The organism is Sulfurivermis fontis, from assembly GCF_004001245.1.
Lineage (GTDB): Bacteria > Pseudomonadota > Gammaproteobacteria > Thiohalomonadales > Thiohalomonadaceae > Sulfurivermis > Sulfurivermis fontis.
Genome location: NZ_AP018724.1, coordinates 1,643,951 through 1,667,771 on the forward strand (window position 1 = coordinate 1,643,951; position 23,821 = coordinate 1,667,771).

Genomic DNA, 23,821 nt, shown 5'->3' on the forward strand with positions numbered 1-23,821 from the left:
GAACATGGCGGCACATCCCTATACCACATCACCCCTGGACGTATTCAGCGCTTAGTCCATCAAATCCACCACCACCCCCTGTTCGCGCAACAGGTCGGCACGCTCCTGAATATAGCGCTGCAGATTGGGCTGACGCCGGTAGGCGCCACTGGCGATGTACTCCATCACCGATTGCACGTGGAAGGTGCGCAGATAGGCCTCGGTGCGAAATACCTCCCGGCCCTGCTCATCGAAAAACACCAGTGACGGTGTGTAGTGGATATTCAGCTGTCGGGCCCATTCCGCTGCCGTGGCGCGCCTGCCATCCGGCTTCACCAGTTTCACATCGCTCCACATATCGAGCTGCACGGCATCAAAGCGCTGCAACAGTTCCTTCATCTCCGGACGCGCCAGAATGTCACGATGGAGTTCGGCACAATCGGCACATCCGGCCTGCTCGAACAGTACCAACAACGGCCGCTGTGCGGCCATGCGGTTACGCGCCAGGACATGGGGCGGCTGGAGAAACAGCGGACTGGCCTGCAGGACAGCCGCGGTGTTGGAAACGCCAACGCGGGCGACATAGTCACGGAAGCTGAGGCCGTCCTTTTCCCGGCGCGCAGCGTAATCCAGCGCCAGCTCGAAGCGTTCGGGGGCATAGTAGCCGTTCAGTCGCAACACTGGCTTGCCGGTCTCATCGAGAAACAACAACGTCGGCGTGTACATCACCTTGAGCTGCTCGGCAAACGCCTTCTCGCTCAGGGTCGCGCCATCGACGGAGGTCACTTCACGATCGCCCCACAGATTGATGGCAATGACGTCATACAGGCGTTGTGTCTTCGCGGCAATGGCCGGATTGCCGAAGTTGTCGTCCAGCAACTTCTTGCAGTAGGGACAGCCATCCTGATAGAAGTACAGCAAGACACGCTTCCCCGCCGCATGCGCCTCGGCCACGTCCTCGGCCAGGTCCATGAAGGAATTCTTGAACCACTCCGGCTTGTCGTGATAACCGGGATTGACCCCGCCCTGTAGCACCGCGCCATCACCGGACGCCGCAGCCACGGCATTCCCCAGCCACAGCGCCCCCAACAGTCCGAATCCAAGGGCCAGCTTACGCATCGCTCTCCTCCATATCGTTGTGCTTGCCGGTTGGACCAGCGGCCACCGGTACCGTTCGCTCCCGGCGACTGCAACCCGGCATAGGATTGCCGCGGGCAGCGCCGTTTTTTTGACTACAGCCAGACACACATAACTTAAGACTATGTTTTTATTATGTTTTACATCTTTGGCACAAAATTGGCTACAAGCATGGCATGAACCGTCGTACCCAGTGAGGGATGGAAATCATGGCACCGCAAGGCTCGCTCAATACTGACAACAAACCGACCCTGGCCCCGGTGGTCAGCCTGGCCCGCGGCGTCGAGGCGCCGGATACCCTGCGACTCACCACCGCCCTGCAAACGACCCTCGACCTGGAACAGCTATTGCGCATCTTCTCCGAGACCGTTCAGGATATCGTGCCCCACCAGGGGCTCACCTATCGCAATGACGAGCGCCGCTTCGTCCTCGCCGTCGGCCACACCGGTCGCCACCACTGCAGCTACCGCCTCAATCTGCTCGGCAGCGAACTGGGTGAAGTGGCCATGAGCCGCAGCAAGCGCTTCTCCGAACAGGATCTGGCCCAGATCGAATACGTGCTCTGTGCACTGGTCTATCCGCTGCGCAACGCCCTGCACTACCGTGACGCCTTGGACGCCGCCCACCGCGATCCCCTCACCGGAGTGGGCAACCGTGCCGCGCTGGAGGATCATCTGCGGCGCGAGGTGACCCTCGCCCGGCGGCATCACCAACCGCTGTCCCTGCTGGTCATCGATATCGACTGGTTCAAACAGGTCAACGACCGTTATGGCCATGCCATAGGGGATGCGGTGCTGCGCGCGGTGGCGCATGTCACACAGGAAGGGTTGCGCGGAGACGACCTGTTATTCCGTTTCGGCGGCGAAGAATTTGTGGTTCTGCTGCGGGCGACTCCCGCCGATGGAGCGGCCATCGTGGCCGAACGCATCCGCGCCACCATCGAGGCGGCGAGCTGCACCTGTGACGGCAAGGACATCAAGGTGACTGTCAGCGTCGGCGTCGCCACCTTGCGCGAGGAGACTGGCGACAGCCTGTTCGACCGCGCCGACCATGCCCTGTACCAAGCCAAGCAGCAGGGCCGCAACCGCGTACAGTCGGCTCAGTAGTCCACCCGATCCGCCTTCGCCGCCCAGGCGGCGAAGGCGTCCGCCGCCTCCTCCGGCAACAGTCGCAGCAACGGCAGGCGCCGCTGTTCCGGCAGCAGACAGACCTCTCGATAGATCAAGGCATCATCAAAGCCGGCCGCTGCGGCATCATCTCGCGTTGCGGCGTAGTAGATACGCTCCAGCCGCGCCCAGTAGGCGGCGGCGAGGCACATCGGGCAGGGTTCGCAATTGACGTACAGCTCGCAACCCTCCAGGCTGAAGCTGTTCAGGCTATGGCAGGCGGCACGGATCGCCACCACCTCGGCATGGGCGGTGGGGTCATTGTCGGGGGTCACGCGGTTGCTGCCGCGACCGATGATTACGCCGTCGCGTACCACCACGGCACCGAACGGCCCGCCGCCGTCACGCACCGACTGCGCCGCCAGGGCCAACGCCTCGCGCATGCAATGTTGCTGCTGCTCCATATCGATCATCGACGCCCCCTCATCCCGTCGGGTAGGAACACCGCCGCCGCAGACAGCAGACATCGCACAGCGGCCTGGTGCGGCATGCCTGCTTGGCATGGGCCACGATCAGGGCATGGTACTCATTGAACAGCGCCACCTTGTCTGCACTGCGCCCCAGCCCCTGCTCGAAATAATGCCGCAATTCCTCATAGGTTTCCTCCCCCGTCACCAGTTGCAAGCGGGAAAACAGCCGTCGTGTGTAGGCATCGATGACGAACACCGGACGCTCAAAGGCATACAGCAGGATGTCGTCGGCAGTCTCGGGACCGATACCGTTCACCGCCAGCAGCGCCCTGCGCAGGACGGGCGTCTCCAGCTTCTGCAACGACGCCAGGCCACCGGCGGCCAGATACCAGGCGCAGAAATTCTTCAGGCGCCGGGCCTTGATGTTGAAGTAGCCGGAGGGTTTGAGCCACGCCGCCAGGGTGACGGCAGGGGTGTGGGTGATGACGGCGGGGTCGAGGGCGTCGTGGGCCTTGAGATTGTCGATGGCCTTCTCGACATTGCTCCAGGCCGTGTTCTGGGTCAGCACCGCCCCGACCATCACCTCGAAGGGGGTTTCGCCGGGCCACCAGTGCTGCGGACCGTAGGCACGGTACAGCGCGGCGTAGACCTGGCGCAGGGTCATCGGCGCCGGTGGCTGTGAGCGGATGGTTTGCGTGCCGCAGGCGTGCGGCGTGGTGCCGGTGACGTATCGCCGTCGCCAGCCCGGTTGCGTGGCCGTTCCTCGCCCTCGGCGCGGGGCTCGCGGCCTGCCGGACGGGAGCGCGCGGCACCCGGGCGTCCTCCCTGCCTACCTCGCTCCTTGCGCGACGCGGCCGGCGGATGCGGCGAGGTGGACCAGTCATCCGCCGTGTCACGCGGCCGGCGTGCGGCCGGGCGCTCTGCTCTCGCCCGCCCCTGACGCGGTGCCTTGTCACGTCCGGCAGCCACCTTCTTTGCAGCGGCCTTGGCCTTGGGACGCGCCAGGCCGACTTGCTGCAGCAGGGCCTGCAGGGGCTCTCCTTCCAGCTCTTCATAACGGCCGGGACGCAGGCGCCGGCCCAGTTGCACCGGACCGTAACGAACGCGGATCAGGCGGCTGACGGTCACCCCCTGGCTTTCCCACAGGCGGCGCACCTCGCGGTTGCGGCCCTCATGGAGGATGACGTGGTACCAGTGATTGGCGCCGTCACCGCCGGCATCGACGATGCCGTCGAAGCGCGCCGGACCATCATCCAGCATGACGCCATCGCGCAGCTTCTGAATCACCTCGGGACTGACCTCGCCGAACACACGCACGGCGTACTCGCGTTCGATATTGCTGGAGGGATGCATCAGGCGATTGGCCAGCTCGCCATCGGTGGTGAGCAGAATCAGGCCGGTGGTGTTGACGTCGAGCCGCCCCACCGCCACCCAGCGCCCGTTGCGCAGCGGCGGCATCTTCTCGAAGATGGTCGGACGTTTCTCCGGATCGGAACGGGTACACACCTCGCCCAACGGCTTGTGGTATACCAGCACGCGCCGCTCCGGTCCCTGCAACGCCGCCTGGCCGATGATGTGACCATCGACGCGCACCACATCGCCGGGACCGACACGGTCACCCAGCGTCGCCACCTTGCCATTGACCGACACGCGGCCGTCGCTGATCCATTGTTCCAGCTCGCGGCGTGAACCCAGACCGATACGGGCCAGCACCTTCTGCAATTTTTCGTTCATCGAGGGCTCAGGCATCGGTGGGCTCGAAGGCCGGATCGTAGGCCGGCATGGCGGCTGCTAGCGCCACTGCCGCCGTCTCGCCGCTGCCCTCGCCCCCCGGCTCGCGCAGGTCCAGCTCCGCGTTGATCTTGTCGATATCCATCAGCTCGGACAGCGGCGGCAGTTCGTCCAGGCTCTTCAGGTTGAAGTAGTTGAGGAAGTGGCGCGTGGTGGCGAACATCGCCGGACGACCCGGCACATCGCGGTGGCCGACGACACGAATCCAGTCGCGTTCCTGCAGGGTCTTGATGATGTTGCTGCTCACGGTGACGCCGCGGATGTCCTCGATCTCGGCGCGGGTGATGGGCTGGCGATAGGCGATCAGGGCCAGGGTCTCCAGCGTGGCGCGGGTGTAGCGCTGCGGTTTTTCCTCCCACAGGCGCGATACCCAGGTCGACACTTCCTGGCGCGCCTGGAAGCGGAAGCCGGTGGCCACCTCTTTCAGCTCGATACCACGCCCCTCATAATCCTGCTGCAATTGCAGCAATGCCTGATGCAGCGTGTCGCGCGATGGCTGCTGCTCCTCGTCAAACAAAGCCTGCAGCCGCTCGGCATTGAGCGGCTCGCTGGCGGCGAACAGTGCCGCCTCGATGATGTTGCGCAGTTGTTCCGGGTTCATCGCGTCCATCCTGAAAAATGATTAAGGAAGCTCTGAATAAGTTCAGAGCTTCCGCGGCACAGGGATGTGCCGCCATTTTTCAACGACGATAAGTCGTTGAAAAAATGAAGCCAAGCGAAAATCACACTTTTCGCTTGGCGTGGTCTGAGAAGTCCAGGATGGACTTATTCAGACCTTCCTTAATTCACCGCAAAGGCGCCAAGCACGCAAAGGTTCCGTCATGTGTTGCGGGAACTCGCTTCATCATCCGCCAATGTTCGGGCAAACACCATGTGCCCGTCGCGGCCATGCTACCGAGACGGCGCGGTACGATGGCCGGAGAAATACAGCACATCCACATCACGCATAAAAACCTTTGCGTCCTTGGCGTTCTTTGCACCTTTGCGTTGAAATCTCTTCGCTTTACTGTTCGCTCGCCGCCACGACCTTGACGTGGATCGGGCCGAAGGGTTCGGTCTGGATCAGCTCCACCAGCGACTGCTTGATCAGCTCCAGGATCGCCAGCAGGGTCACCACCACGCCGCGCTTGCCCTCGTCGATGCGGAACAAGGTGGTGAATTCGGTGAAGTGATCGGGGGTGAGCGCTTCCAGCACCTGCGACATGCGCTCGCGCACCGACAGCGGCTCGCGGCGGATGTGGTGGTGGGCAAACATCTCGGCGCGGCGCATCACGTCGGCAATGGCCAGCAGCAGCTCTTTCAGGTCCACCTCGGGATGGGCGCGTACCACCTCGCGGTGCGGCACCTCGATGCTGACCGGAAAGGTGTCGCGGTCGATGCGCGGCAGTGCGTCGATGTCCTCGGCGGCCTTCTTGTAACGTTCATACTCTTGCAGGCGCCGCACCAGCTCGGCGCGCGGATCCTCCTCGTCCTCCTCGGCACCGGGCGGACGCGGCAGCAGCATGCGTGACTTGATCTCCGCCAGCATGGCGGCCATCACCAGGTACTCCGCCGCCAGTTCCAGGTTCACCACCTTCATCATCTCCACGTACTCGATGTACTGGTGGGTGATCTCGGCAATGGGAATGTCGAGGATGTCGAGGTTCTGCCGCCGGATCAGGTACAGCAGCAGATCGAGCGGTCCCTCGAAGGCCTCGAGGAACACCTCCAGCGCCTGCGGCGGAATGTAGAGATCCTTGGGCAGCTCCAGGAGCGGCGCGCCCTGCACGATGGCAAAGGGCATCTCCTGCTGCTGCGGACTCTCCGCCTTGGCGACTTCCACTGTTTCGGCTTCGCTCACGTCGCGTCCCTTACCGGTAACTGAGCCCCATGACCTGGCGCACCTCATCGAGAGTGGCGCGCGCCACGCTGCGCGCCGCCTCGCTGCCCTCGGCCAGGATGTTGCGCACCCGCTCCGGGTCATTGCTGAACTCGACCACGCGCTCCTGGATCGGGCGCAGTTCGTTCAACACGGCATCCACCACCGGCTGCTTGCAGTCCAGGCAGCCGATGCCGGCGCTGGTGCAACCCTCCATCACCCAGCTCTTCACGGTATCGTCGGAATACACCTGGTGCAGTTGCCACACCGGACACTTGGCGGGGTCGCCGGCGTCGCTGCGGCGCACGCGCGCCGGATCGGTGGGCATGGTGCGCAGCTTCTGCTCCACCTGCTTGGGTTCGTCGCGCAGGGCAATGGTGTTGTTGTAGGACTTGGACATCTTCTGCCCGTCCAGCCCCGGCATCTTGGAGGCCGGAGTCAGCAGCGCCTGCGGCTCGGGCAGAATGGTGCGTCCGGCGCCGTCGAGATAACCGAACAGGCGTTCGCGATCGGCCAGGGTGATGTTCTGCTGCGACTCCAGCAGGGCACGGCCGGTGGCCAGCGCCTCATGGTCACCCTGTTCGGTATAGCGCTTGCGCAGCTCGTGATACAGCTTGGCGTTCTTCTTGCCCATCTTCTTCACTGCCGCCTCGGCCTTGGCCTCGAAGTCCGGTTCGCGGCCATAGAGGTGATTGAAACGACGCGCCACCTCGCGGGTGATCTCCACGTGGGCCACCTGGTCCTCGCCCACCGGCACCAGACCGGCGCGGTAGATAAGGATATCGGCGCTCTGCAACAGCGGATAACCGAGAAAACCGTAGGTAGCGAGATCCTTTTCCTTCAGCTTTTCCTGCTGGTCCTTGTAGGTCGGCACGCGTTCCAGCCAACCCAGCGGGGTGATCATCGACAACAGCAGATGCAGCTCGGCATGCTCCGGCACGCGCGACTGGATGAATATCTTGGCCGCACCGGGATTGACGCCGGCGGCCAGCCAGTCCACCGCCATTTCCCACACCGAGGCGTTGATGCCCGCAGTGTTGTCATAGGAAGTGGTCAGGGCGTGCCAGTCGGCGACGAAGAAGAAGCAGTCGTATTCGTGCTGCAACTTGATCCAGTTCTTCAGCACCCCGTGGTAATGGCCCAGATGGAGCCGGCCGGTGGGGCGCATGCCGGAGAGGACGCGCTGGTGGGACGAGACGACGGAATTCAAGTGAAACTCCTAGAGATTCATCAAAACGGAAAGCAAGCCTATATAAAGCTCACCGGACAGGCCAGAGATGCCGGACATCGCCCACAGCATCAGTTCGATGACCGGCCACAGGATCTTGCCCAGCAGGCCGGTGAACAGCAGCACCAGCAGGATCGGGAAACCGTAGGGTTCGAGGCGGGACACGCGCCAGGACAGGGGCCCCGGCAACACCCCCACCAGCACCCGGCCGCCATCCAGTGGCGGCAGCGGCAACAGGTTCAGCACCATCAGAATGGTATTGATGAAGATGCCGGCCACACCGCTGTACACCAGATAGATGCCGGCCCCGGTTCCCGCCCCCAGTTCCAGGCCGAGGCGGATGACCAGTGCCCAGAACAGAGCCATCACCAGGTTCGACAGCGGCCCCGCCGCCGCCACCAGGGCCATGTCGCGCTTGGGGTGGCGCAGGTTTTCGTAGGTGATGGGCACCGGCTTGGCCCAGCCGAACAAAAAACCGCCCAGCAACAGCAGCACCCCCGGCACCAGCACCGTGCCGATGGGGTCTATGTGCTTGATCGGATTGATGCTGAGGCGCCCCAGCATCATGGCGGTGGGGTCCCCCAGGCGCAGCGCCATCCAGCCGTGGGCGGTTTCATGCACGGTGATGGCGAACAGCACCGGCAGGGCCCAGACCACCACCCGTTGCAGCAGATTCAGTTCATCCATCGGGGCAGTATACCTCAGCCCTCGAGACGGCTGGCGTCGCCCTTGCCCTGGCGCACCACCACCGGCACGCCGTCCACCAGATCGATGACCGTGGTGGGTTCCAGATCGCCGTAGCCGCCGTCGATGATCAGGTCCACCTGGCGCTCCAACTGACTGCGGAACTCATAGGGATCACTCAGCGGCAAGTCGTCACCGGGCAGGATCAGGGTGGTGCTCATCAGCGGTTCGCCCAGTTCCGCCAGCAGGGCCTGGGCGATGGCGTTGTCCGGTACGCGGATGCCGATGGTCTTGCGCTTGGGGTGCTGCAGGCGGCGCGGCACCTCGCGGGTGGCGTCCAGGATGAAGGTATACGGTCCCGGCGTCAGCTGCTTGAGCAGGCGATAGGTGCTGTTGTCCACCTTGGCATAGGTGGCGATCTCCGACAGGTCGCGGCACACCAGGGTGAAGTTGTGGCGCTCGTCCAGGCGGCGGATCTGGCGGATGCGTTCGATGGCATCCTTGTCGCCGCTGAGGCAGCCGAGGGCATAGCCGGAGTCGGTGGGATAGACAATGACGGCGCCGCCGCGCAACAGGTCCGCCGCCTGACGGATCAGGCGTGGCTGCGGCGTTCCGGCATGGATTTGGAAAAACTGGCTCATGGCAACAATGACTCGGGAAATATAGGGAAATCAGGCGGCGCCGCGCGCCGCTTGCCAGTGCTGCCACACCGGGGTGAGGCCCTCGGGCAAGGGCGGCAGACGGCCCAGTTCGACCCAGGGATTCTCCGGGCCATGGAAATCGGAACCGGCCGAGGCCAGCAGACCGAGGGCGCGGGCATGACGCGCCATGGCCTGCACATCGTCGGGGGTATGGCTGCCTGAGATCACCTCCATGGCCTCGCCGCCACACTCCATGAACTCGCCGAGCAGGCGGCGCAGCTTGCTGGAGGTCAGCTCGTAACGCGCCGGATGAGCCAGCACCGCCACCCCGCCGGCGGCGCGGATCCAGCCCACCGCCTCTTCCAGTGCCGCCCACTGGCCCGGCACATGGCCCGGCTTGTTGCGCTTGAGGTAGTGCTTGAAGATGTCGCGCACGTCCTTGCCGCAGCCGCGGCTGACCAGATAGTGGGCAAAGTGGGTGCGGCTGATGATGCGGCCGCGGCTCAGGGCCGCCGCGCCCTCATAGGCGCCGTCGATGCCGCGCGCCGCCAGGCGCCGGCCCATCTCCTCGGCGCGCCAGCCGCGGAACTCCCGCAGCCTCTCCAGCCCGGCCTGCAGGGCCGGGGCTGCCGGGTCGATGGCGAGGCCAACGACGTGAACGGTCATCCCCTGCCAGGTCACCGACACCTCCACCCCGGCCAGCACCTCGATGCCACAGGCTGCGGCAGCGGCCTGGGCCTCGGCACAACCGGCGGTGTCATCATGGTCGGTCAGCGCCAACACGTCCACCCCGGCGGCGGCGGCGCGCTGCACCAATGCGGTCGGGCTGAGTGTTCCGTCGGAAACCCAACTATGGCTGTGGAGGTCGTGGCAGGACATAGGGACGTCATTCTACCCCAAGCCCCAGACAGGATGTTGGTCATGCTTCTGCGCCCGTCGATGTGCTAAAGTGGGGCACATCAGTCAGATAACCCGGTGTTCCCCTGCCTTCATGAAACTGCTGTTCGATCTGTTCCCCGTCCTGCTGTTTTTCCTGGCCTATAAACTGCACGACATCTATGTGGCAACCGCTGTGGCCATCGTCGCCGCCTTTGTGCAGGTGGGCTGGTTCTGGTGGCGCCACCGCCGTTTCGAAACCATGCACCTGGTCACCCTCGGCCTCATCGCCGTACTGGGCGGCGCCACCCTGTGGCTGCACAACGAAGAATTCATCAAATGGAAGCCCACGGTGGTCAACTGGCTGTTCGGTGCCGCCTTCCTCGGCAGCCGCTTCATCGGCCGCAAGACGCTGGTGGAACGCATGATGGGCACGGCCATCGCCCTGCCTGCCGCCATCTGGCAGCGTCTGAACCTGGCCTGGGCCGGGTTCTTTCTCGCCCTCGGCGGCGCCAATCTGTATGTCGTGTACCGCTTCGATACCGACACCTGGGTCAATTTCAAGCTGTTCGGCATGATGGGCCTGACCCTGGCCTTCATGGTAGCGCAGGCCTTTTATCTGGCGCGCCACGTCAGAACGGAACCCGACAGCCAGGAGAGCGACTAATGTTCTATGCCATTATCAGCCGGGATGTGCCCGACAGCCTGCCGCACCGACAGAAGGCACGCCCGGAGCACCTCAGGCGTCTGGAACAACTCAAGGCCGAGGGGCGTCTCCTGCTCGCCGGGCCGCATCCGGCCATCGACAGCGAGGACCCCGGTCCGGCCGGCTTCAGCGGCAGCCTGGTGGTGGCGGAATTCGCCTCGCTGCAAGACGCGCAGGACTGGGCCGCTGCCGACCCTTATGTGGCCGCCGGCGTGTACGCCGAAGTCACCGTGAAACCGTTCCGAAAGGTGTTGCCATGAACCGTGTGGATGCAATCCGCGACCGCCTCACTGCCACCCTGGCACCCCAGCGGCTGGAGATCATCGATGACAGCCAGAAACATGCCGGCCATGCCAGCGCGGGCGGCGGCGGCCATTTCCGTGTCCATATCGTCGCCGAGGCATTTCGAGGCCAGGGCACCCTGCAACGCCACCGCATGGTTTACGCCGCCCTCGCCGAAATGATGCAGCAAAACGAAGTGCACGCCCTCAGTATCGAGGCGCGCACCCCCGATGAAACCTGACCAAAGGAAGCCCCCTGATGAAACTGCAATGGAAGATACTGACCGCCTCCGCCCTGTGCGTGGCGCTGGCCGTCCCCGTTATGGCCGCCCCCACCGACGTGGTGGCCACGGTCAACGGCCGCAACATCCTGCAAAAGGACGTGGACGGCTACATCCGTGACTTCAAGCTGACGCCGGAACAGGCGCAGCGCCGCGACCTGATCATCAACGAGTTGATTTCGCGCGAACTGGTCTATCAGGATGCGCTCAAGCAGAAGCTGGACAAGCGTGCCGATGTCGTCGCCGAGTTGGATCAGGTGCGGGTGAAGATCCTGCTCAATGCCGCTGTGCGTGAGGCCATGCTGGCCAATCCGGTGACCGAGGAGGAAATGAAGAAGGAATATCAGGCGCAGCTGCCCAAGATGCAGCAGCAGGAGTACAAGGCCCGCCACATCCTGGTGAAAACCGAGGACGAGGCCAAGGCCCTGATTACAGCCCTGGATCGTGGCGCCGACTTCTCCACCCTGGCCAACGAGAAATCCATCGACTCCTCCGCCCAGGCTGGCGGTGACCTCGGCTGGTTCCCCGCCGGCCAGATGGTGGAGCCCTTTGCCAAGGCGGTCAGCAGCATGAAGAAAGGCAGCTACAGCAAGAGCCCGGTACAGACCCAATTCGGCTGGCACGTCATTGCACTGGACGATACCCGTCAGGGTCAAGCTCCGGACTATGAATCCATCAAGCCGCAGTTGCAGAACTTCCTGCAGCAGCGCCACATCGCCGCGTATCTCGACAAGCTGCGCAGTGGCGCCAAGGTCGATCTAAAGACCAAGTAAATTCGCACCACCGGCTCCCGTGCAGCAACCCGGGAGCCGGTGTTCATTCCCCGCCCCGCCGTAACCAGACCTGCCGCTGCGACATCCCGAAGCGCCGTTCAAGTATGGACGCTGTCGTGCTGTCCGTATTCCCACCACATTCAGCGTGAACTGGCTTACACTATCCGAAGCCCCGGCCGGAGCGTCGGAGTTCGCACCAGCACATCGTTCATGGAGAAAAAAATGCTGAACAACCTGCGTATCGGCACACGCATTCAACTGGGTTCCACCCTGGTCCTCGTCTTGGCCCTGGCCATCATCATTCCCGTTGTCCTCGGCAAGATAAACAGTCTCATCAGCGACAACGAGCAACGCTCACTCAATCGCCATTACCAGACCATGATGGACCAGATTCGGGCGGAAGGCCGCCTGGCGGAAACCTTGGCCATGTTCCTGGCGCAGGTACCCGACTTCCAGCAGGCCATGGCCGCCGGCCAGCGCGATCGCCTGGGTGCGATGTTGCTGCCGGCTTTCGCCGAACTGAAGAAAAACTATGCCGTGGTGCAGATGCAGTATCACACCCCGCCGGCCACCACGTTCTTCCGCGTGCACATGCCCAACAAGTTCGGCGATGACCTGTCCTCCTTCCGCCATACCGTGGTGCAGACCAATCTGGAACGCAAGCCCGTTGCCGGCCTGGAAAGTGGTGTCGCCGGTCTCGGCATCCGCGGTGTGGTGCCGGTGTTCCATCAGGGCAAGCACATCGGATCGGTAGAAACCGGCATGTCCTTCGGCCAGCCGTTCTTCGATCAGTTCAAGGCCACCTACAACGTGGACATCATCTTCCGCATCCGCCAGCCGGACGGCAGCTTCAAGGCCTTCGCCAGCACCCTGGGCGAAGGCGCCAAGCTGTTCGAGGAGGGCGAGTTGCGCCAGGCCTTCGACGGCAAGCCGCAGATCCGCCGCATGGAACTGGGCGGCAAACCGCTGTCCATCTATGCCAACACCGTGCTGGACTATTCCGGCAAACCCATCGGCGTGGTGGAACTGGCCGCCGATCGCAGCCTCTTCGTCGCTGCCATCAACGATGCGCGCAACACCACCCTGCTCATTGGCGTCATCGCCCTGACCCTGGGCCTGCTGCTGTCCTGGGTGGTGGCGCGCACCATCACCCGCCCGCTGTGCGTGACGGTGGCGACATTGCAGAACATCGCCGAAGGCGAAGGCGATCTGACCCAACGCCTGGATGCCAGCGGCAAAGACGAACTGGCGCGGCTGGCCGATGCCTTCAACCGCTTCACTGCCAAGATCCAGCAACTGGTGCAACAGGTCGCCAGCGCCACCGGCCAACTGCACAACGCGACGGATCGCATGAACGCGATTACCACGGAAACCACACGCGGCATCCAGGCACAGCAGTCGGAAACGGATCAGGTCGCCACTGCCATCAACGAAATGGCCGCCACGGTGCAGGAAGTGGCACGCAGTGCCGCCGCCGCCGCCGAGTCCGCCGGCATGGCCGACAGGCAGGCCGAGCATGGGCAACAGGAGGTGGGGCAAACCATTCACGCCATCAACACCCTGGCCGGCGAGGTCGAACAGGCCGCCAGCGCCATGCAGCAATTGGAAGCGGACAGCCGCAACATCGGCGCCGTGCTCGATGTCATCCGGGGCGTTGCCGAACAAACCAACCTGCTGGCCTTGAATGCCGCCATCGAGGCGGCCCGGGCCGGCGAACAGGGCCGCGGCTTTGCCGTCGTCGCCGACGAGGTGCGCGTACTGGCCCAGCGTACACAGAAATCGACCCAGGAAATCGAAGCGATGATTGGGCAACTGCAGGAAGCCGCGGTCGCCGCCGCCCGTACCATGGAGAAAAGCCGTGCCCGTGCCCAGGCAACGGTTAATCAGGCACGCAGTGCCGGCGAGTCCCTGGATGCCATTGCCTCGGCCGTGGGCGTGATTTCCGATATGAATACGCAAATCGCCAGCGCGGTGGAGGAACAGAGCGCGGTGGCCGAAGAGCTGAACAAGAACATCAGCAACATCAGCCACATCGCCGAAATGTCGGCAGAGGGTTCACATCAGACGGCAGCCGCCTCGGCCGACATCCGCCGTCTGGCCGATGAGCTGGAGGCCCTGGTCGGTCGCTTCAAGGTCTAACCCGGTGACAAGTGACAAGTGACAAGTGACAAGCAGGATACAATTCCTGTTCTTGTCACTTGCAACTTGCCGCCTGAGCCTATCCGGCCCGATAACTGCCGTCCATGATCCCCCGCCACCAGGCCTCGTTGTCCAGATACCAGGCCAAAGTCTTGCGGATGCCGCTTTCGAAGGTTTCCTGGGGCACGTAGCCCAACTCGCGCCGCGCCTTGTCGGCATTGATGGCGTAGCGGCGATCGTGGCCCGGCCGATCGGTGACGTGGGTGATGAGTTCCGCGGTGGAACGCCCCCCGGCCGCCGGCGCCTGCGGGAAGCGGCGACGCAGCTCTGCATCGGCGGCAAAGCGCTCATCAAGCAGGCGGCACAGCAACTGCACGATGTCGATGTTGCGCCACTCGTTATTGCCGCCGATGTTGTAGGTCTCTCCGCGCCGCCCCTTCTCCATCACCAGCTCGATGCCGCGGCAATGATCGTCCACGTAGAGCCAGTCACGCACATTGCGACCGTCGCCATAAACAGGGAGGGGCTTGCCCTGCAGGGCATTGACCAACATCAGAGGGATCAGCTTCTCGGGAAACTGATAGGGGCCATAATTGTTGGAGCAGTTGCTGGTGGTTACCGGCATGCCATAGGTGTGGTGATAGGCGCGCACCAGGTGATCCGACGCCGCCTTGGAGGCGGCGTAGGGTGAGTTCGGGGCATAGGGTGTCTGTTCGGTGAACGGCGGGGCATCTTCACTGAGTGAACCGTAGACCTCGTCGGTGGACACGTGATGAAACAGGGCGCGCTCCGGCCAGCCACCATGACCGTCGAACCACACCGCCTTGGCCGCCTTGAGCAGGACATGGGTGCCGACCACGTTGGTGGAGATGAAGGCATCCGGGCCGGTGATGGAACGATCCACATGCGACTCGGCGGCGAAGTGTACGACGGTATCGATACCCTCCTCACGCAGTATACGCTCCACCAGGGACTGATCGCATATGTCGCCATGCACGAAACGATAGGCGGGATTACCAGCCGCAGATGGCAGGCTCGCCGGATTGCCGGCATAGGTAAGCGCGTCCAGCACCACCAGTCGATCGCCGGGATGCCGTGCCAGCCAATAGTGTACGAAGTTGACGCCGATGAAACCGGCGCCGCCGGTGACCAGCAGCTTACGCATCGTTGGTTAATTCCTTCAGCATCATTCGCAAGACCGCACGCCAGTGCATGCCGGCCAACTCAAAGTCCCGTCGCGCGTCGCTGGTATCCAGTACGCTGTAAGCCGGCCGGCGCGCGGGGGTGGGATACTCCTCACTGCGCAGCGGGCGAACGGGAATCGCCTGTTGCAACAGGCCCAACGCCTGCGCCTCTTCCTGAATCGCCACGGCAAAGTCATACCACGAGGCCACGCCCAGATCGGCCCAGTGATAGATACCATGGAGTTGTGGCCGCTGTACCGCCGCCCACAGGGCGGCGGCCAACGTACCGGTCCAGGTGGGACTGCCGATCTGATCGGCCACCACACCCAGCTCGCTGCGCTCCCGCATCAGACGCAGCATGGTACGCACGAAGTTGTTGCCCTGCGCCGCATACAGCCAGGAAGTGCGCACGATGAGTCCCTGGCTGGCCATGGCGAAGACCGCCTCCTCCCCTGCCCGCTTGCTGGCCCCATAGACACCCAGGGGATGACAGGCGTCCAGCGGCCGGTACGGCCGCGATGCCGTGCCGTCGAACACATAGTCGGTGGAGACGTGAATCAGCCGTGCGCCGCACTGCGTCGCCGCCTGGGCCAGATGCGCCGGCCCGCGCGCGTTCACCGCATGGGCATGTTCCGGTTCCTGCTCGGCGCGATCCACCGCAGTGTAGGCCGCCGCATTGATGATCACGGCGGGTCGAAGCGCAGCAACCTCACGCGCCACCTCGACGAGATCGCTTATATCCAGCTGCGCGGAATTACGGGCCTCCAACTGCACATGGCCAGGGACAGTAGCACACAACATGTGTCCAAGCTGTCCGCTGGCACCGCAAACCAATACCTTCATGGATAACACTCCGCCTCACGGAATGACACACCGGCGGCATCCTTGGTCGAAACCAGGGGTGCGGCACCATCCACCAGCGGCCAGGCGATGGCCAGCGTGGCATCATCCCAGCGCACGCAGCGTTCATGCTCCGGCGCATACAGTGCGGTGCACTTATAGACAAAGTCGGCGCTATCGCTCAGCACATAAAAACCATGGGCAAAGCCGGGCGGCACCCACATCTGACGCTTGTTCTCCGCCGACAGTATCTCGCCCACCCACTGCCCGAAGGTCGGTGACGAGCGGCGCATGTCCACCGCCACGTCGAATACCGCGCCCTGCACCACTCGCACCAGTTTGCCCTGTGCCTGCTGAATCTGATAGTGCAGGCCGCGCAAGGTGCCCTTGACCGAACGGCTGTGATTGTCCTGCACGAAATCGGCGTCGATACCCGCCGCGCTGAACCGGGCGCGATGATAGGTTTCCATGAAAAACCCACGCGCATCGCCGAACACCTGTGGTTCGATGACGAAGACATCCGGAATGGCTGTGGTGAGAAAGCGCATCAGAATATCCGCTCCTGCACGATCTGGCGCAGGTAGTCACCGTAGCCGTTGTTGCGATACCGTGCGGCGAGCCGCAGCACCTGCTCGGCGTCGATATAGCCCATGCGCCAGGCGATCTCCTCCGGGCACGCTATCTTGAGGCCCTGCCGCTCTTCGATGGTCTGAATGAACAGACTGGCCTGCAACAAGGACTCATGAGTACCGCTATCCAGCCAGGCGGCACCGCGCCCCATCACTTCGACCTGCAAGCTGCCCTGCTCCAGATAGCAGCGGTTGACATCGGTGATTTCCAGCTCACCGCGCGCCGACGGCTGGAGGTCGCGCGCGATATCCACCACCTGGCTATCGTAGAAATACAATCCGGTCACCGCATAGTTGGAACGCGGCTGCGCCGGCTTCTCTTCGATAGAGATGGCGCGTCCCTCCGTATCGAACTCCACCACGCCGTAGGCGCGGGCGTTCTTGACGCGGTAGGCGAACACCGTCGCGCCACGGTCACGCGTCGTGGCGCGTTGCAGGTCGTCGGTGAGCTCGTGGCCGTAAAAGATGTTGTCGCCCAGGATCAACGCCGACGGCCCCTTGCCGACGAAGTCGGCGCCGATGATGAAGGCCTGGGCCAGGCCTTCCGGCCGCGGCTGCTCGGCGTAGGAGAAACTGACGCCCCACTGGCTGCCGTCACCCAGCAGTTCACGAAACCGCGGCAGGTCGTGGGGCGTGGAGATGAGCAGGATGTCGCGGATGCCGGCCAGCAGCAGGGTGCTGACCGGATAGTAGATCATCGGCTTGTCGTACACCGGCAGCAGCTGTTTGCTCACCGTCAGGGTCAGCGGGTACAGCCGCGTGCCGGAACCGCCGGCGAGGATGATGCCCTTGCGCGTCATGATGTCTCCAACAATTTCAATAACGCCGCCTCGTCCAACACCGGCACGCCGAGTTCCCCGGCCTTGGCCAGCTTGGAACCGGCCTCGCTGCCGGCGACCACGTAATCGGTCTTCTTCGATACGCTGCCCGCCACCTTGGCGCCCAGCGCCTGTAATCTTTCCTTCGCCTGATCGCGCGACATCGACGCGAGTGTTCCGGTGAGCACGAAGGTCTTGCCGGCCAGTGGCTGCGCACCGCGCTCGGGCTTCGCCTCCGGCCAGTGTACGCCCGCAGCGCGCAGGCGCGCGATCACCGCCAGGTTGTGCGGTTCGGAGAAAAATGTGGCGATACGCTCCGCCACCTCCGGACCAACGTCCGGTACCTGCTGCAAAGCCTGCCCCCTGAGACGGCGCGCACGAGCCGCAGCGGTTTCATCATCGGTCAGCGCCAAGGCTGCCGCATACTCTGTTGCGGCCTGCTGCAAGGCCTCCAGCGTGCCGAAGTGCGCGGCCAGCGCCGCAGCGGTGGCCTCGCCCACCTCGGGGATGCCAAGAGCGAACAGGAAACGGGCCAAGGTCGTAGCACGGCTTTGCGCGATGGCGTCGATCAGATTCTGCGCCGACTTATCGCCCATGCGCTCCAAGGCGGCAATCTGCCCGACTTCGAGCGCATACAGATCGGCCACATCATGCACCAGGCCACCGTCCACCAGTTGCTCCACCAGTTTTTCGCCCAGCCCCTCGATGTCCATGGCGCGGCGGCCGGCGAAGTGCAGGATAGCATTCTTGCGCTGTGCCGGACAGTACAGGCCACCGGTGCAATGCCAATCGGCGGCGCCCTCCTCGCGGGCAATGGCGCTGCCGCACTCGGGACACTCACCATGCAGTTGTGCATACAGATCGAACGGCGCGCCAGCGTCACGCGGACGCCTATCCAGCACCACACCCACCACTTCGGGGATCACGTCGCCGGCACGGCGCACGATCACCGTGTCGCCGACGCGCACATCCTTGCGTCGCACCTCGTCTTCGTTATGCAGCGTGGCATTGGTGACGGTGACACCGCCGACGAACACCGGCTCCAACTTGGCCACCGGGGTCAGCTTGCCGGTGCGTCCCACCTGGATGTCGATGGCGCGCACCACGGTGAGCTGCTCCTGTGCCGGATACTTGTGCGCCACCGCCCATTTCGGCTCGCGCGTGACGAAACCGAGGCGCTGCTGCAAGGCCAGGCTGTTCACCTTGTACACCACACCGTCGATATCGAAGGGCAGCGCATCGCGGCGTGCGGCGATGCGCTGATGAAAGGCCACCAACCCGTCGGCGCCCTGCACCACGGCGCGCTCGTCACACACCGGCAGGCCCGCGGCCTGCAGGGCATCGAGCAACGCGCTGTGGGTCGGTGGCAACTCCCAGCCGTCCACCGCGCCCAGGCCGTAGGCGAAGAAACTGAGTGGACGGCGCGCGGCAACGGCGGGGTCGAGCTGGCGGATGGAACCGGCGGCGGCGTTGCGCGGATTGACGAAGGTCTTCTCGCCCGCTGCCCGCTGGCGCTCATTGAGCCGCTCAAAGGCATCGCGCCGCATGTAGATCTCGCCGCGCACCTCCAACACCGCCGCTTCGATGCCGCGCAGGCGCAGCGGCACCGCACCGACGGTACGCACGTTCTGCGTCACGTCCTCGCCGGTTTCGCCATCGCCCCGCGTCGCCGCCTGCACCAGCACGCCGCGCTCGTAGCGCAGGTTGATGGCCAGGCCGTCGAACTTCAGTTCCGCGGCATACTCAACCGGCGGTGCATCCGGCCCGAGCCCCAGTTCACGGCGAATACGTGCGTCGAAATTGCGCGCACCGTCAGGGCCGGAATCGGTTTCGGTGCGGATGGACAGCATCGGCACGGCATGGTGCACCGGAGCGAACCGCTCCAGTACCGCACCGCCCACGCGCTGGGTGGGAGAATCGGCTGTGCGCAGGACAGGATAGGTCTGTTCCAGTTCCTGCAACTCGCGGAACAGGCGGTCGTACTCGGCATCCGGGATCTCCGGCGCGTCGAGCACATAGTACAGATAGTTGTGATGGGCAAGCTCGGCACGCAGCGCGGCGGCACGCTGCTGTACCTCGGCAGGAACGCTGCTCATGATCCGATGGCGCGGTAACGTGCGGCCAGGGTGCGCATCTGCATCAGTGCGGCATCGGTCAGCAGATTGCGGGCCTGATCGCCGATACGCCCCTCCTGGGCGGCGGCCAGGGCCTGTGCGGTGGCATACATATCCTCGAAGGCGGCGCGGCCATCCTCCGGTCCCGGCAGGCGCATGAACAGTGCCAGCCCTGGCGTACGCAGCTCGTGCAGGGTTTCCAGATCGAAATAGCCCGGCTCGATGATACTCACCACACTGAACACCGGCTCACCGCTGGCGGCGTCGAGACGATGAAAGATACGCATGTCGCCATACTGCAGGCCGAGACGCTCGAACAGATCGGAGAGCGTCGGGCCGGTGAAAAATTCGCCTTCCTGGGTGATTACGCTCAATACCAGCAGTTGCTCGGCCGGCGGCGGCTCGCCATCTGATGCCGGTGGCACAGCGAAGGAATCAGCCACCACGTCTTCGGTCACTGCCGCCTTGGCCTCACGACCGTTGATGCCGGCAAACTCGCGCAGATGGGTATCGTCCACCGGCACACCGCGCACGGCATGGCGTAACAGCGGGATCACATCCCAGTCGTCGTCGCCGGCATGCTCGCCGTCGCCCAGCGCTGCGTCGATGATGTCGTCCTGCTCGGCACGGCGCCTCTGCCTGCGGTCCCACAGGTAGATGGCGGCTATGATGACGACGCCGATGAGCAACAAACTTACGCGCAAGGCATCCATAACGGTTACACCGCCGCCAGTTCCACCGCCTCGTCCACGTCCACCGCCACCATGCGCGACACGCCCGGCTCGTGCATGGTCACGCCGGTGAGATGGGTAGCCAGCTCCATGGTCGCCTTGTTGTGGGTGATGAAGATGAACTGCACGCGCTCGGACATTTCCTTCACCATGTTGCAGAAGCGGCCGACGTTGGCCTCGTCCAGCGGCGCATCCACCTCGTCCAGCATGCAGAACGGCGAGGGATTGAGATCGAAGATGGAGAACACCAGCGCCACCGCGGTCAGCGCCTTCTCGCCGCCGGACAGCAGATGGATGGTGCTGTTGCGTTTGCCGGGCGGCCGCGCCATGACGGTAACACCGGTATCGAGCAAGTCCTCGCCGGTCAGCTCCAGATAGGCATGCCCGCCGCCGAACAGGCGCGGGAATTTCTCCTGGAGTCCCTTGTTGACCTTGTCGAAGGTTTCCTTGAAGCGGGTACGTGTCTCGCGATCGATCTTACGGATAGCGTTTTCCAGTGTCTCCAAGGCCTCGGTCAGATCCTTGTTCTGCGCGTCAAGATAATTCTTGCGCTCGGACTGCTGTTCGTATTCGTCGATGGCGGCGAGATTGATGGGACCGAGGCGCTGAATCTTCTGCCCCAGCTCGTCCAACTGCTGTTCCCAGCCCTGCTCGTCGGCCTGTGCGGGCATTTCCGCCAGCAGGGCATCCAGTTCGAAACCGGCCTCGGTCACCGACTCGTGCAAAGTCTGGCGCCGCACCTTCAGCTCCTGGCCGTGCATGCGCAGGCGTTCCAGGGCGGAGCGCACTTCCTGTACCTGACGCTCGGTGGCGAGACGGTCGTGCTCCAAACGGCGCAGCTCGTGATCGATGTCCTCCACCCGCTTGCGCGCCGCCGCGAGCTGCCTCTCCACCTCCATGCGGCGGTTGAGAAGGGCTGCCAACTCCTCGCCCATGGCCTGGATCGGGGCATCCCCCTCGCCCAGGGCCAGACGCAATTCCTCGCGCCGCTCCGCCAACATGGCGAGCTGGTTCGCCATGCGCTCCAGCGCCTGTTCGGTGCTGCTGCGTTCGGTGCGCATACCCTGCAGGCGCAGGGCGATGCCGTGAGCGGCCTCGCGCGCCGTGCGCGCCTGTTCGCGCGCCTGCTCCAGCGCACTGCGGCGTTCCTCGCGCTCACGCGACAATTCCTCGCGGCGGATGGCATTTTCCTCCATCGAGGCCAGGGCCTGATGCAGACGGCTGCGCGCCTGCTCCATCTCGACCTCGGCGTCCTGCTGCTGGCGCTGCAACTCCTGCGCCTCGGCCTGCAGGCGTTCGTGGCGCTGACGGATCTGTTCCAGCCGCGCCTGCTTGCCGGACAACTGGGCCTTTTGTTCCGCGGCACGGCGGTTGGCCTCGTTCAACTGGCGCTGCAAGGCCTCGCGTTCCTCTTCCAGCCGGCGCAGTTGCTCGCGGCCATCGAGCAGTCGCTGCTCGGCGGCCCCCACCTGCTGCTCCAGTTGCGCCAGGGCCGTGTTCAACTCGCGCAATTCCTGCTCGCGTTGCAGCACACCGGCGTGCTCGTCGGCCTCGCGTGCCACACGCAACCAACTGCTCCCCAGCCACAGGCCATCACGGGTAATCACCGATTCATGGGCGGCCAGGCGCGGCCGCAGGGCCAGGGCCTCGGCCAGATTCTCGGCGGCATATATGCCCCCGAGTAGTCCAGCCAGACTCCACGGTGCCTGCACCTTGCTCGCCAGCGTGCCGCTGGTCGCGGCACCGCTGGCCCGGGTGTCGAACAGGGTCAGGTGGCCCTGCTCCAGCCCCTGCAACACCTCGGCCAGCGGGTCGATGCCCTCGACACACACCGCCTCCAGGCTGCTGCCGAGCACGGTTTCCACCGCCCGCTCCCAACCGCGTTCCACGGACAGCCCCTGCGCCAGACGTTGGGCGCCGGCCAGGTCCTGCCGTTCCAGCCAGGCCGTGACGGCACCCTGTCGCTTGCCCAGCGCCGCCTGCTGCAGGGCCTCCAGGGAGGCATGACGGCCGCGGCGGCTGTGCAGCTCGGCGCGCAGCCGATCCAGTTCGCCGGAGGTGGCGTTGTTCTGTTCGCGCTGCGCCGCGATGCGGTTAAGGCAATCGCTCACCCGCTCCTGCAAAGCGGCGGCCTGCATCTCTTCTTCCGCCTGCTGCTCGCGCAAGACAGCCACATCTTCCTCCAGGGCGTCGGTGGACAGCATCTTCTGCTCTTCTTCCAGCCGTTGCAGGCGCTGACGCTGCTGGTTGGCCTGCTGTTCCAGATGTTGCAGGCGCGCACGCTCCACCTGGGCGGTCTGCGAGGACTCGGCGGCTTGGTGATTGAATTCGTCCCACTGCCCCTGCCAGGCGTGCATCGCCTCCTCGGCGGCGGCGAGGGCAGCGGCGGCCAGCCGTTCCTCCTGTTGCGCGCTCTCCAACGCCGGCTCCTGCTCACTCAGGGCGGCGGCCAGCTCGTCGAGCTTGCGCCGGTCCGACTCCATGTGCGCCTGCGCCTCGTTCCAGGAACGCTCCACCTGGTTCAAATCCGCCTGCTGCTGCTGGCGGCGTTCGCGCGCATGCTGGATGGACTGTTCCAAGCGGGCGATGTCGGCGCCGACGCTGTAGAAGGTGCTCTGTACGCCGTTGAAGGTATCGGTGGCCTCCACATGCTCCTCACGCAGGCGTTCGATGCCCGCCTCGGCGTTGCGCTGGCGTGCCAGCTGCGCCTCCAGGCCGGTCTCCTGCTCGCTGATCTGGCCTTCCACCAGGCGCGCCTCGCCATCCAGGGCACGCCAGCGCAGGGCCTGCAACTGGCCTTTAATCAAGCGTTCCTCCTGCTTCAGTTCCTTGTAGCGCTCGGCGGTGCGCGCCTGGCGGTTCAGGTGGGCGAGCTGCTTGTCCAGTTCCTCGCGCAGATCGTTGAGGCGATCGAGATTCTCCCGCGTGTGCTTCATGCGGTTCTCGGTTTCGCGCCGGCGCTCCTTGTACTTGGAGATGCCCGCCGCCTCTTCCAGGAAGATGCGCAGTTCTTCCGGCTTGGCCTCGATGAGGCGCGAGATGGTGCCCTGTTCGATGATGGCATAGCTGCGCGGCCCGAGGCCGGTGCCGAGGAAGATATCGGTGATGTCGCGGCGGCGGCAGCGGCTGCCGTTGAGGTGATAGATGGACTGGCCGTCGCGGGTCACGGTGCGACTGATGGATATCTCGCTGTACTGAGCATACTGGCCGCCGATCTGACCGTCGCTGTTGTCGAACACCAGTTCGATGGTGGCCTGGCCCACCGGCTTGCGCGAGGTGGAGCCGTTGAAGATCACGTCCGCCATGGAGTCGCCGCGCAGGTGCTTGGCGGAGCTTTCGCCCATCACCCAGCGCACGGCGTCGATGACGTTGGACTTGCCGCAGCCGTTGGGACCGACCACGCCCACCAGGTTGCTGGGCAGGGGAATGGTGGTGGGGTCGACAAAGGACTTGAAGCCGGACAGTTTGATCTTGCTCAGGCGCATAATTATTGGGTTTGTATCAACCTAACCGATTGAGAGGCAAGAAAAATGAGAAAACGGTAGGTGGGCGCTG

23 protein-coding genes are annotated in these 23,821 nt (G+C 64.3%); 6 read left to right on the top strand and 17 right to left on the bottom strand.

Annotated elements, in window-relative coordinates:
• Positions 1-51: 51 nt before the first annotated feature.
• Complete coding sequence (locus tag EP379_RS08385) at positions 52-1,098, bottom strand: thioredoxin family protein (protein ID WP_127477376.1); 1,047 nt, start codon at positions 1,096-1,098, stop codon at positions 52-54.
• Positions 1,099-1,325: 227 nt separating this feature from the next.
• On the opposite strand from EP379_RS08385, the gene EP379_RS08390 reads away from it, so the two are divergent.
• On the top strand, positions 1,326-2,222 hold the full coding sequence (locus EP379_RS08390) for a GGDEF domain-containing protein (RefSeq protein WP_172600424.1): 897 nt from the start codon (positions 1,326-1,328) through the stop codon (positions 2,220-2,222).
• Here the strand turns inward: EP379_RS08390 and EP379_RS08395 are convergent.
• From EP379_RS08395 to EP379_RS08435, 9 genes are all read right to left on the bottom strand, one after another.
• On the bottom strand, positions 2,216-2,695 hold the full coding sequence (locus EP379_RS08395; RefSeq protein WP_197722765.1) for a nucleoside deaminase: 480 nt from the start codon (positions 2,693-2,695) through the stop codon (positions 2,216-2,218). The genes EP379_RS08390 and EP379_RS08395 overlap by 7 nt on opposite strands.
• Positions 2,696-2,705: 10 nt before the next feature.
• Positions 2,706-3,356, bottom strand: a complete 651-nt coding sequence (locus tag EP379_RS08400) for an endonuclease III domain-containing protein (RefSeq protein WP_127477378.1) — start codon at positions 3,354-3,356, stop codon at positions 2,706-2,708.
• Positions 3,353-4,426 carry a 23S rRNA pseudouridine(2605) synthase RluB gene (gene rluB, locus EP379_RS08405; protein ID WP_127477379.1) on the bottom strand — a complete coding sequence of 358 codons (1,074 nt, stop codon included), beginning with the start codon at positions 4,424-4,426 and terminating at the stop codon, positions 3,353-3,355. Before rluB ends, EP379_RS08400 begins: the two co-directional genes overlap by 4 nt.
• A 7-nt stretch (positions 4,427-4,433) precedes the next feature.
• Entirely contained in the window at positions 4,434-5,084 is a 651-nt protein-coding gene (scpB, locus tag EP379_RS08410; protein WP_127477380.1) for an SMC-Scp complex subunit ScpB, read from the bottom strand.
• A gap of 402 nt (positions 5,085-5,486) precedes the next feature.
• Entirely contained in the window at positions 5,487-6,266 is a 780-nt protein-coding gene (locus tag EP379_RS08415; RefSeq protein ID WP_232024016.1) for a segregation and condensation protein A, read from the bottom strand.
• A 67-nt stretch (positions 6,267-6,333) separates the two neighbouring features.
• A complete protein-coding gene (locus EP379_RS08420) occupies positions 6,334-7,551 on the bottom strand; it encodes a tryptophan--tRNA ligase (RefSeq protein WP_127477382.1) in 1,218 nt (405 codons plus the stop codon).
• A gap of 9 nt (positions 7,552-7,560) precedes the next feature.
• A complete protein-coding gene (locus tag EP379_RS08425) occupies positions 7,561-8,256 on the bottom strand; it encodes a site-2 protease family protein (RefSeq protein WP_127477383.1) in 696 nt (231 codons plus the stop codon).
• Between the two features lie 14 nt (positions 8,257-8,270).
• Positions 8,271-8,894: an L-threonylcarbamoyladenylate synthase gene (locus EP379_RS08430; protein WP_127477384.1), complete on the bottom strand. Its 624-nt coding sequence runs from the start codon at positions 8,892-8,894 to the stop codon at positions 8,271-8,273.
• Positions 8,895-8,924: 30 nt separating this feature from the next.
• On the bottom strand, positions 8,925-9,773 hold the full coding sequence (locus EP379_RS08435; RefSeq protein WP_127477385.1) for a PHP domain-containing protein: 849 nt from the start codon (positions 9,771-9,773) through the stop codon (positions 8,925-8,927).
• Positions 9,774-9,885: 112 nt separating this feature from the next.
• On the opposite strand from EP379_RS08435, the gene EP379_RS08440 reads away from it, so the two are divergent.
• The 5 genes from EP379_RS08440 (at position 9,886) to EP379_RS08460 (ending at position 13,950) form a co-directional block, all read left to right on the top strand.
• A complete protein-coding gene (locus EP379_RS08440; protein ID WP_127477386.1) occupies positions 9,886-10,437 on the top strand; it encodes a septation protein A in 552 nt (183 codons plus the stop codon).
• Positions 10,437-10,736 carry a YciI family protein gene (locus tag EP379_RS08445; protein WP_127477387.1) on the top strand — a complete coding sequence of 100 codons (300 nt, stop codon included), beginning with the start codon at positions 10,437-10,439 and terminating at the stop codon, positions 10,734-10,736. Before EP379_RS08440 ends, EP379_RS08445 begins: the two co-directional genes overlap by 1 nt.
• On the top strand, positions 10,733-10,999 hold the full coding sequence (locus tag EP379_RS08450) for a BolA family protein (RefSeq protein ID WP_127477388.1): 267 nt from the start codon (positions 10,733-10,735) through the stop codon (positions 10,997-10,999). The genes EP379_RS08445 and EP379_RS08450 overlap by 4 nt, the downstream gene beginning before the upstream one ends.
• Before the next feature lie 17 nt (positions 11,000-11,016).
• Entirely contained in the window at positions 11,017-11,811 is a 795-nt protein-coding gene (locus EP379_RS08455; RefSeq protein ID WP_127477389.1) for a peptidylprolyl isomerase, read from the top strand.
• Positions 11,812-12,033: 222 nt separating this feature from the next.
• Positions 12,034-13,950, top strand: a complete 1,917-nt coding sequence (locus EP379_RS08460; protein ID WP_127477390.1) for a methyl-accepting chemotaxis protein — start codon at positions 12,034-12,036, stop codon at positions 13,948-13,950.
• A 79-nt stretch (positions 13,951-14,029) separates the two neighbouring features.
• Here the strand turns inward: EP379_RS08460 and rfbB are convergent, their stop codons facing one another.
• From rfbB to smc, 7 genes are read right to left on the bottom strand one after another with little or no spacing between them, the layout of a single operon-like run.
• On the bottom strand, positions 14,030-15,115 hold the full coding sequence (gene rfbB / locus EP379_RS08465) for a dTDP-glucose 4,6-dehydratase (protein WP_127477391.1): 1,086 nt from the start codon (positions 15,113-15,115) through the stop codon (positions 14,030-14,032).
• Complete coding sequence (gene rfbD / locus EP379_RS08470; RefSeq protein ID WP_127477392.1) at positions 15,108-15,977, bottom strand: dTDP-4-dehydrorhamnose reductase; 870 nt, start codon at positions 15,975-15,977, stop codon at positions 15,108-15,110. Before rfbD ends, rfbB begins: the two co-directional genes overlap by 8 nt.
• On the bottom strand, positions 15,974-16,522 hold the full coding sequence (rfbC, locus tag EP379_RS08475; protein WP_127477393.1) for a dTDP-4-dehydrorhamnose 3,5-epimerase: 549 nt from the start codon (positions 16,520-16,522) through the stop codon (positions 15,974-15,976). Before rfbC ends, rfbD begins: the two co-directional genes overlap by 4 nt.
• A complete protein-coding gene (gene rfbA / locus EP379_RS08480; protein ID WP_172600425.1) occupies positions 16,522-17,403 on the bottom strand; it encodes a glucose-1-phosphate thymidylyltransferase RfbA in 882 nt (293 codons plus the stop codon). Before rfbA ends, rfbC begins: the two co-directional genes overlap by 1 nt.
• On the bottom strand, positions 17,400-19,517 hold the full coding sequence (gene ligA, locus EP379_RS08485; protein ID WP_127477395.1) for an NAD-dependent DNA ligase LigA: 2,118 nt from the start codon (positions 19,515-19,517) through the stop codon (positions 17,400-17,402). The genes rfbA and ligA overlap by 4 nt, the downstream gene beginning before the upstream one ends.
• Positions 19,514-20,248 (bottom strand): cell division protein ZipA, encoded by a 735-nt coding sequence (locus EP379_RS08490; RefSeq protein ID WP_127477396.1) that lies wholly within the window; start codon positions 20,246-20,248, stop codon positions 19,514-19,516. The genes ligA and EP379_RS08490 overlap by 4 nt, the downstream gene beginning before the upstream one ends.
• A 5-nt stretch (positions 20,249-20,253) precedes the next feature.
• On the bottom strand, positions 20,254-23,751 hold the full coding sequence (gene smc / locus EP379_RS08495; protein WP_127477397.1) for a chromosome segregation protein SMC: 3,498 nt from the start codon (positions 23,749-23,751) through the stop codon (positions 20,254-20,256).
• Positions 23,752-23,821 lie beyond the last annotated feature (70 nt).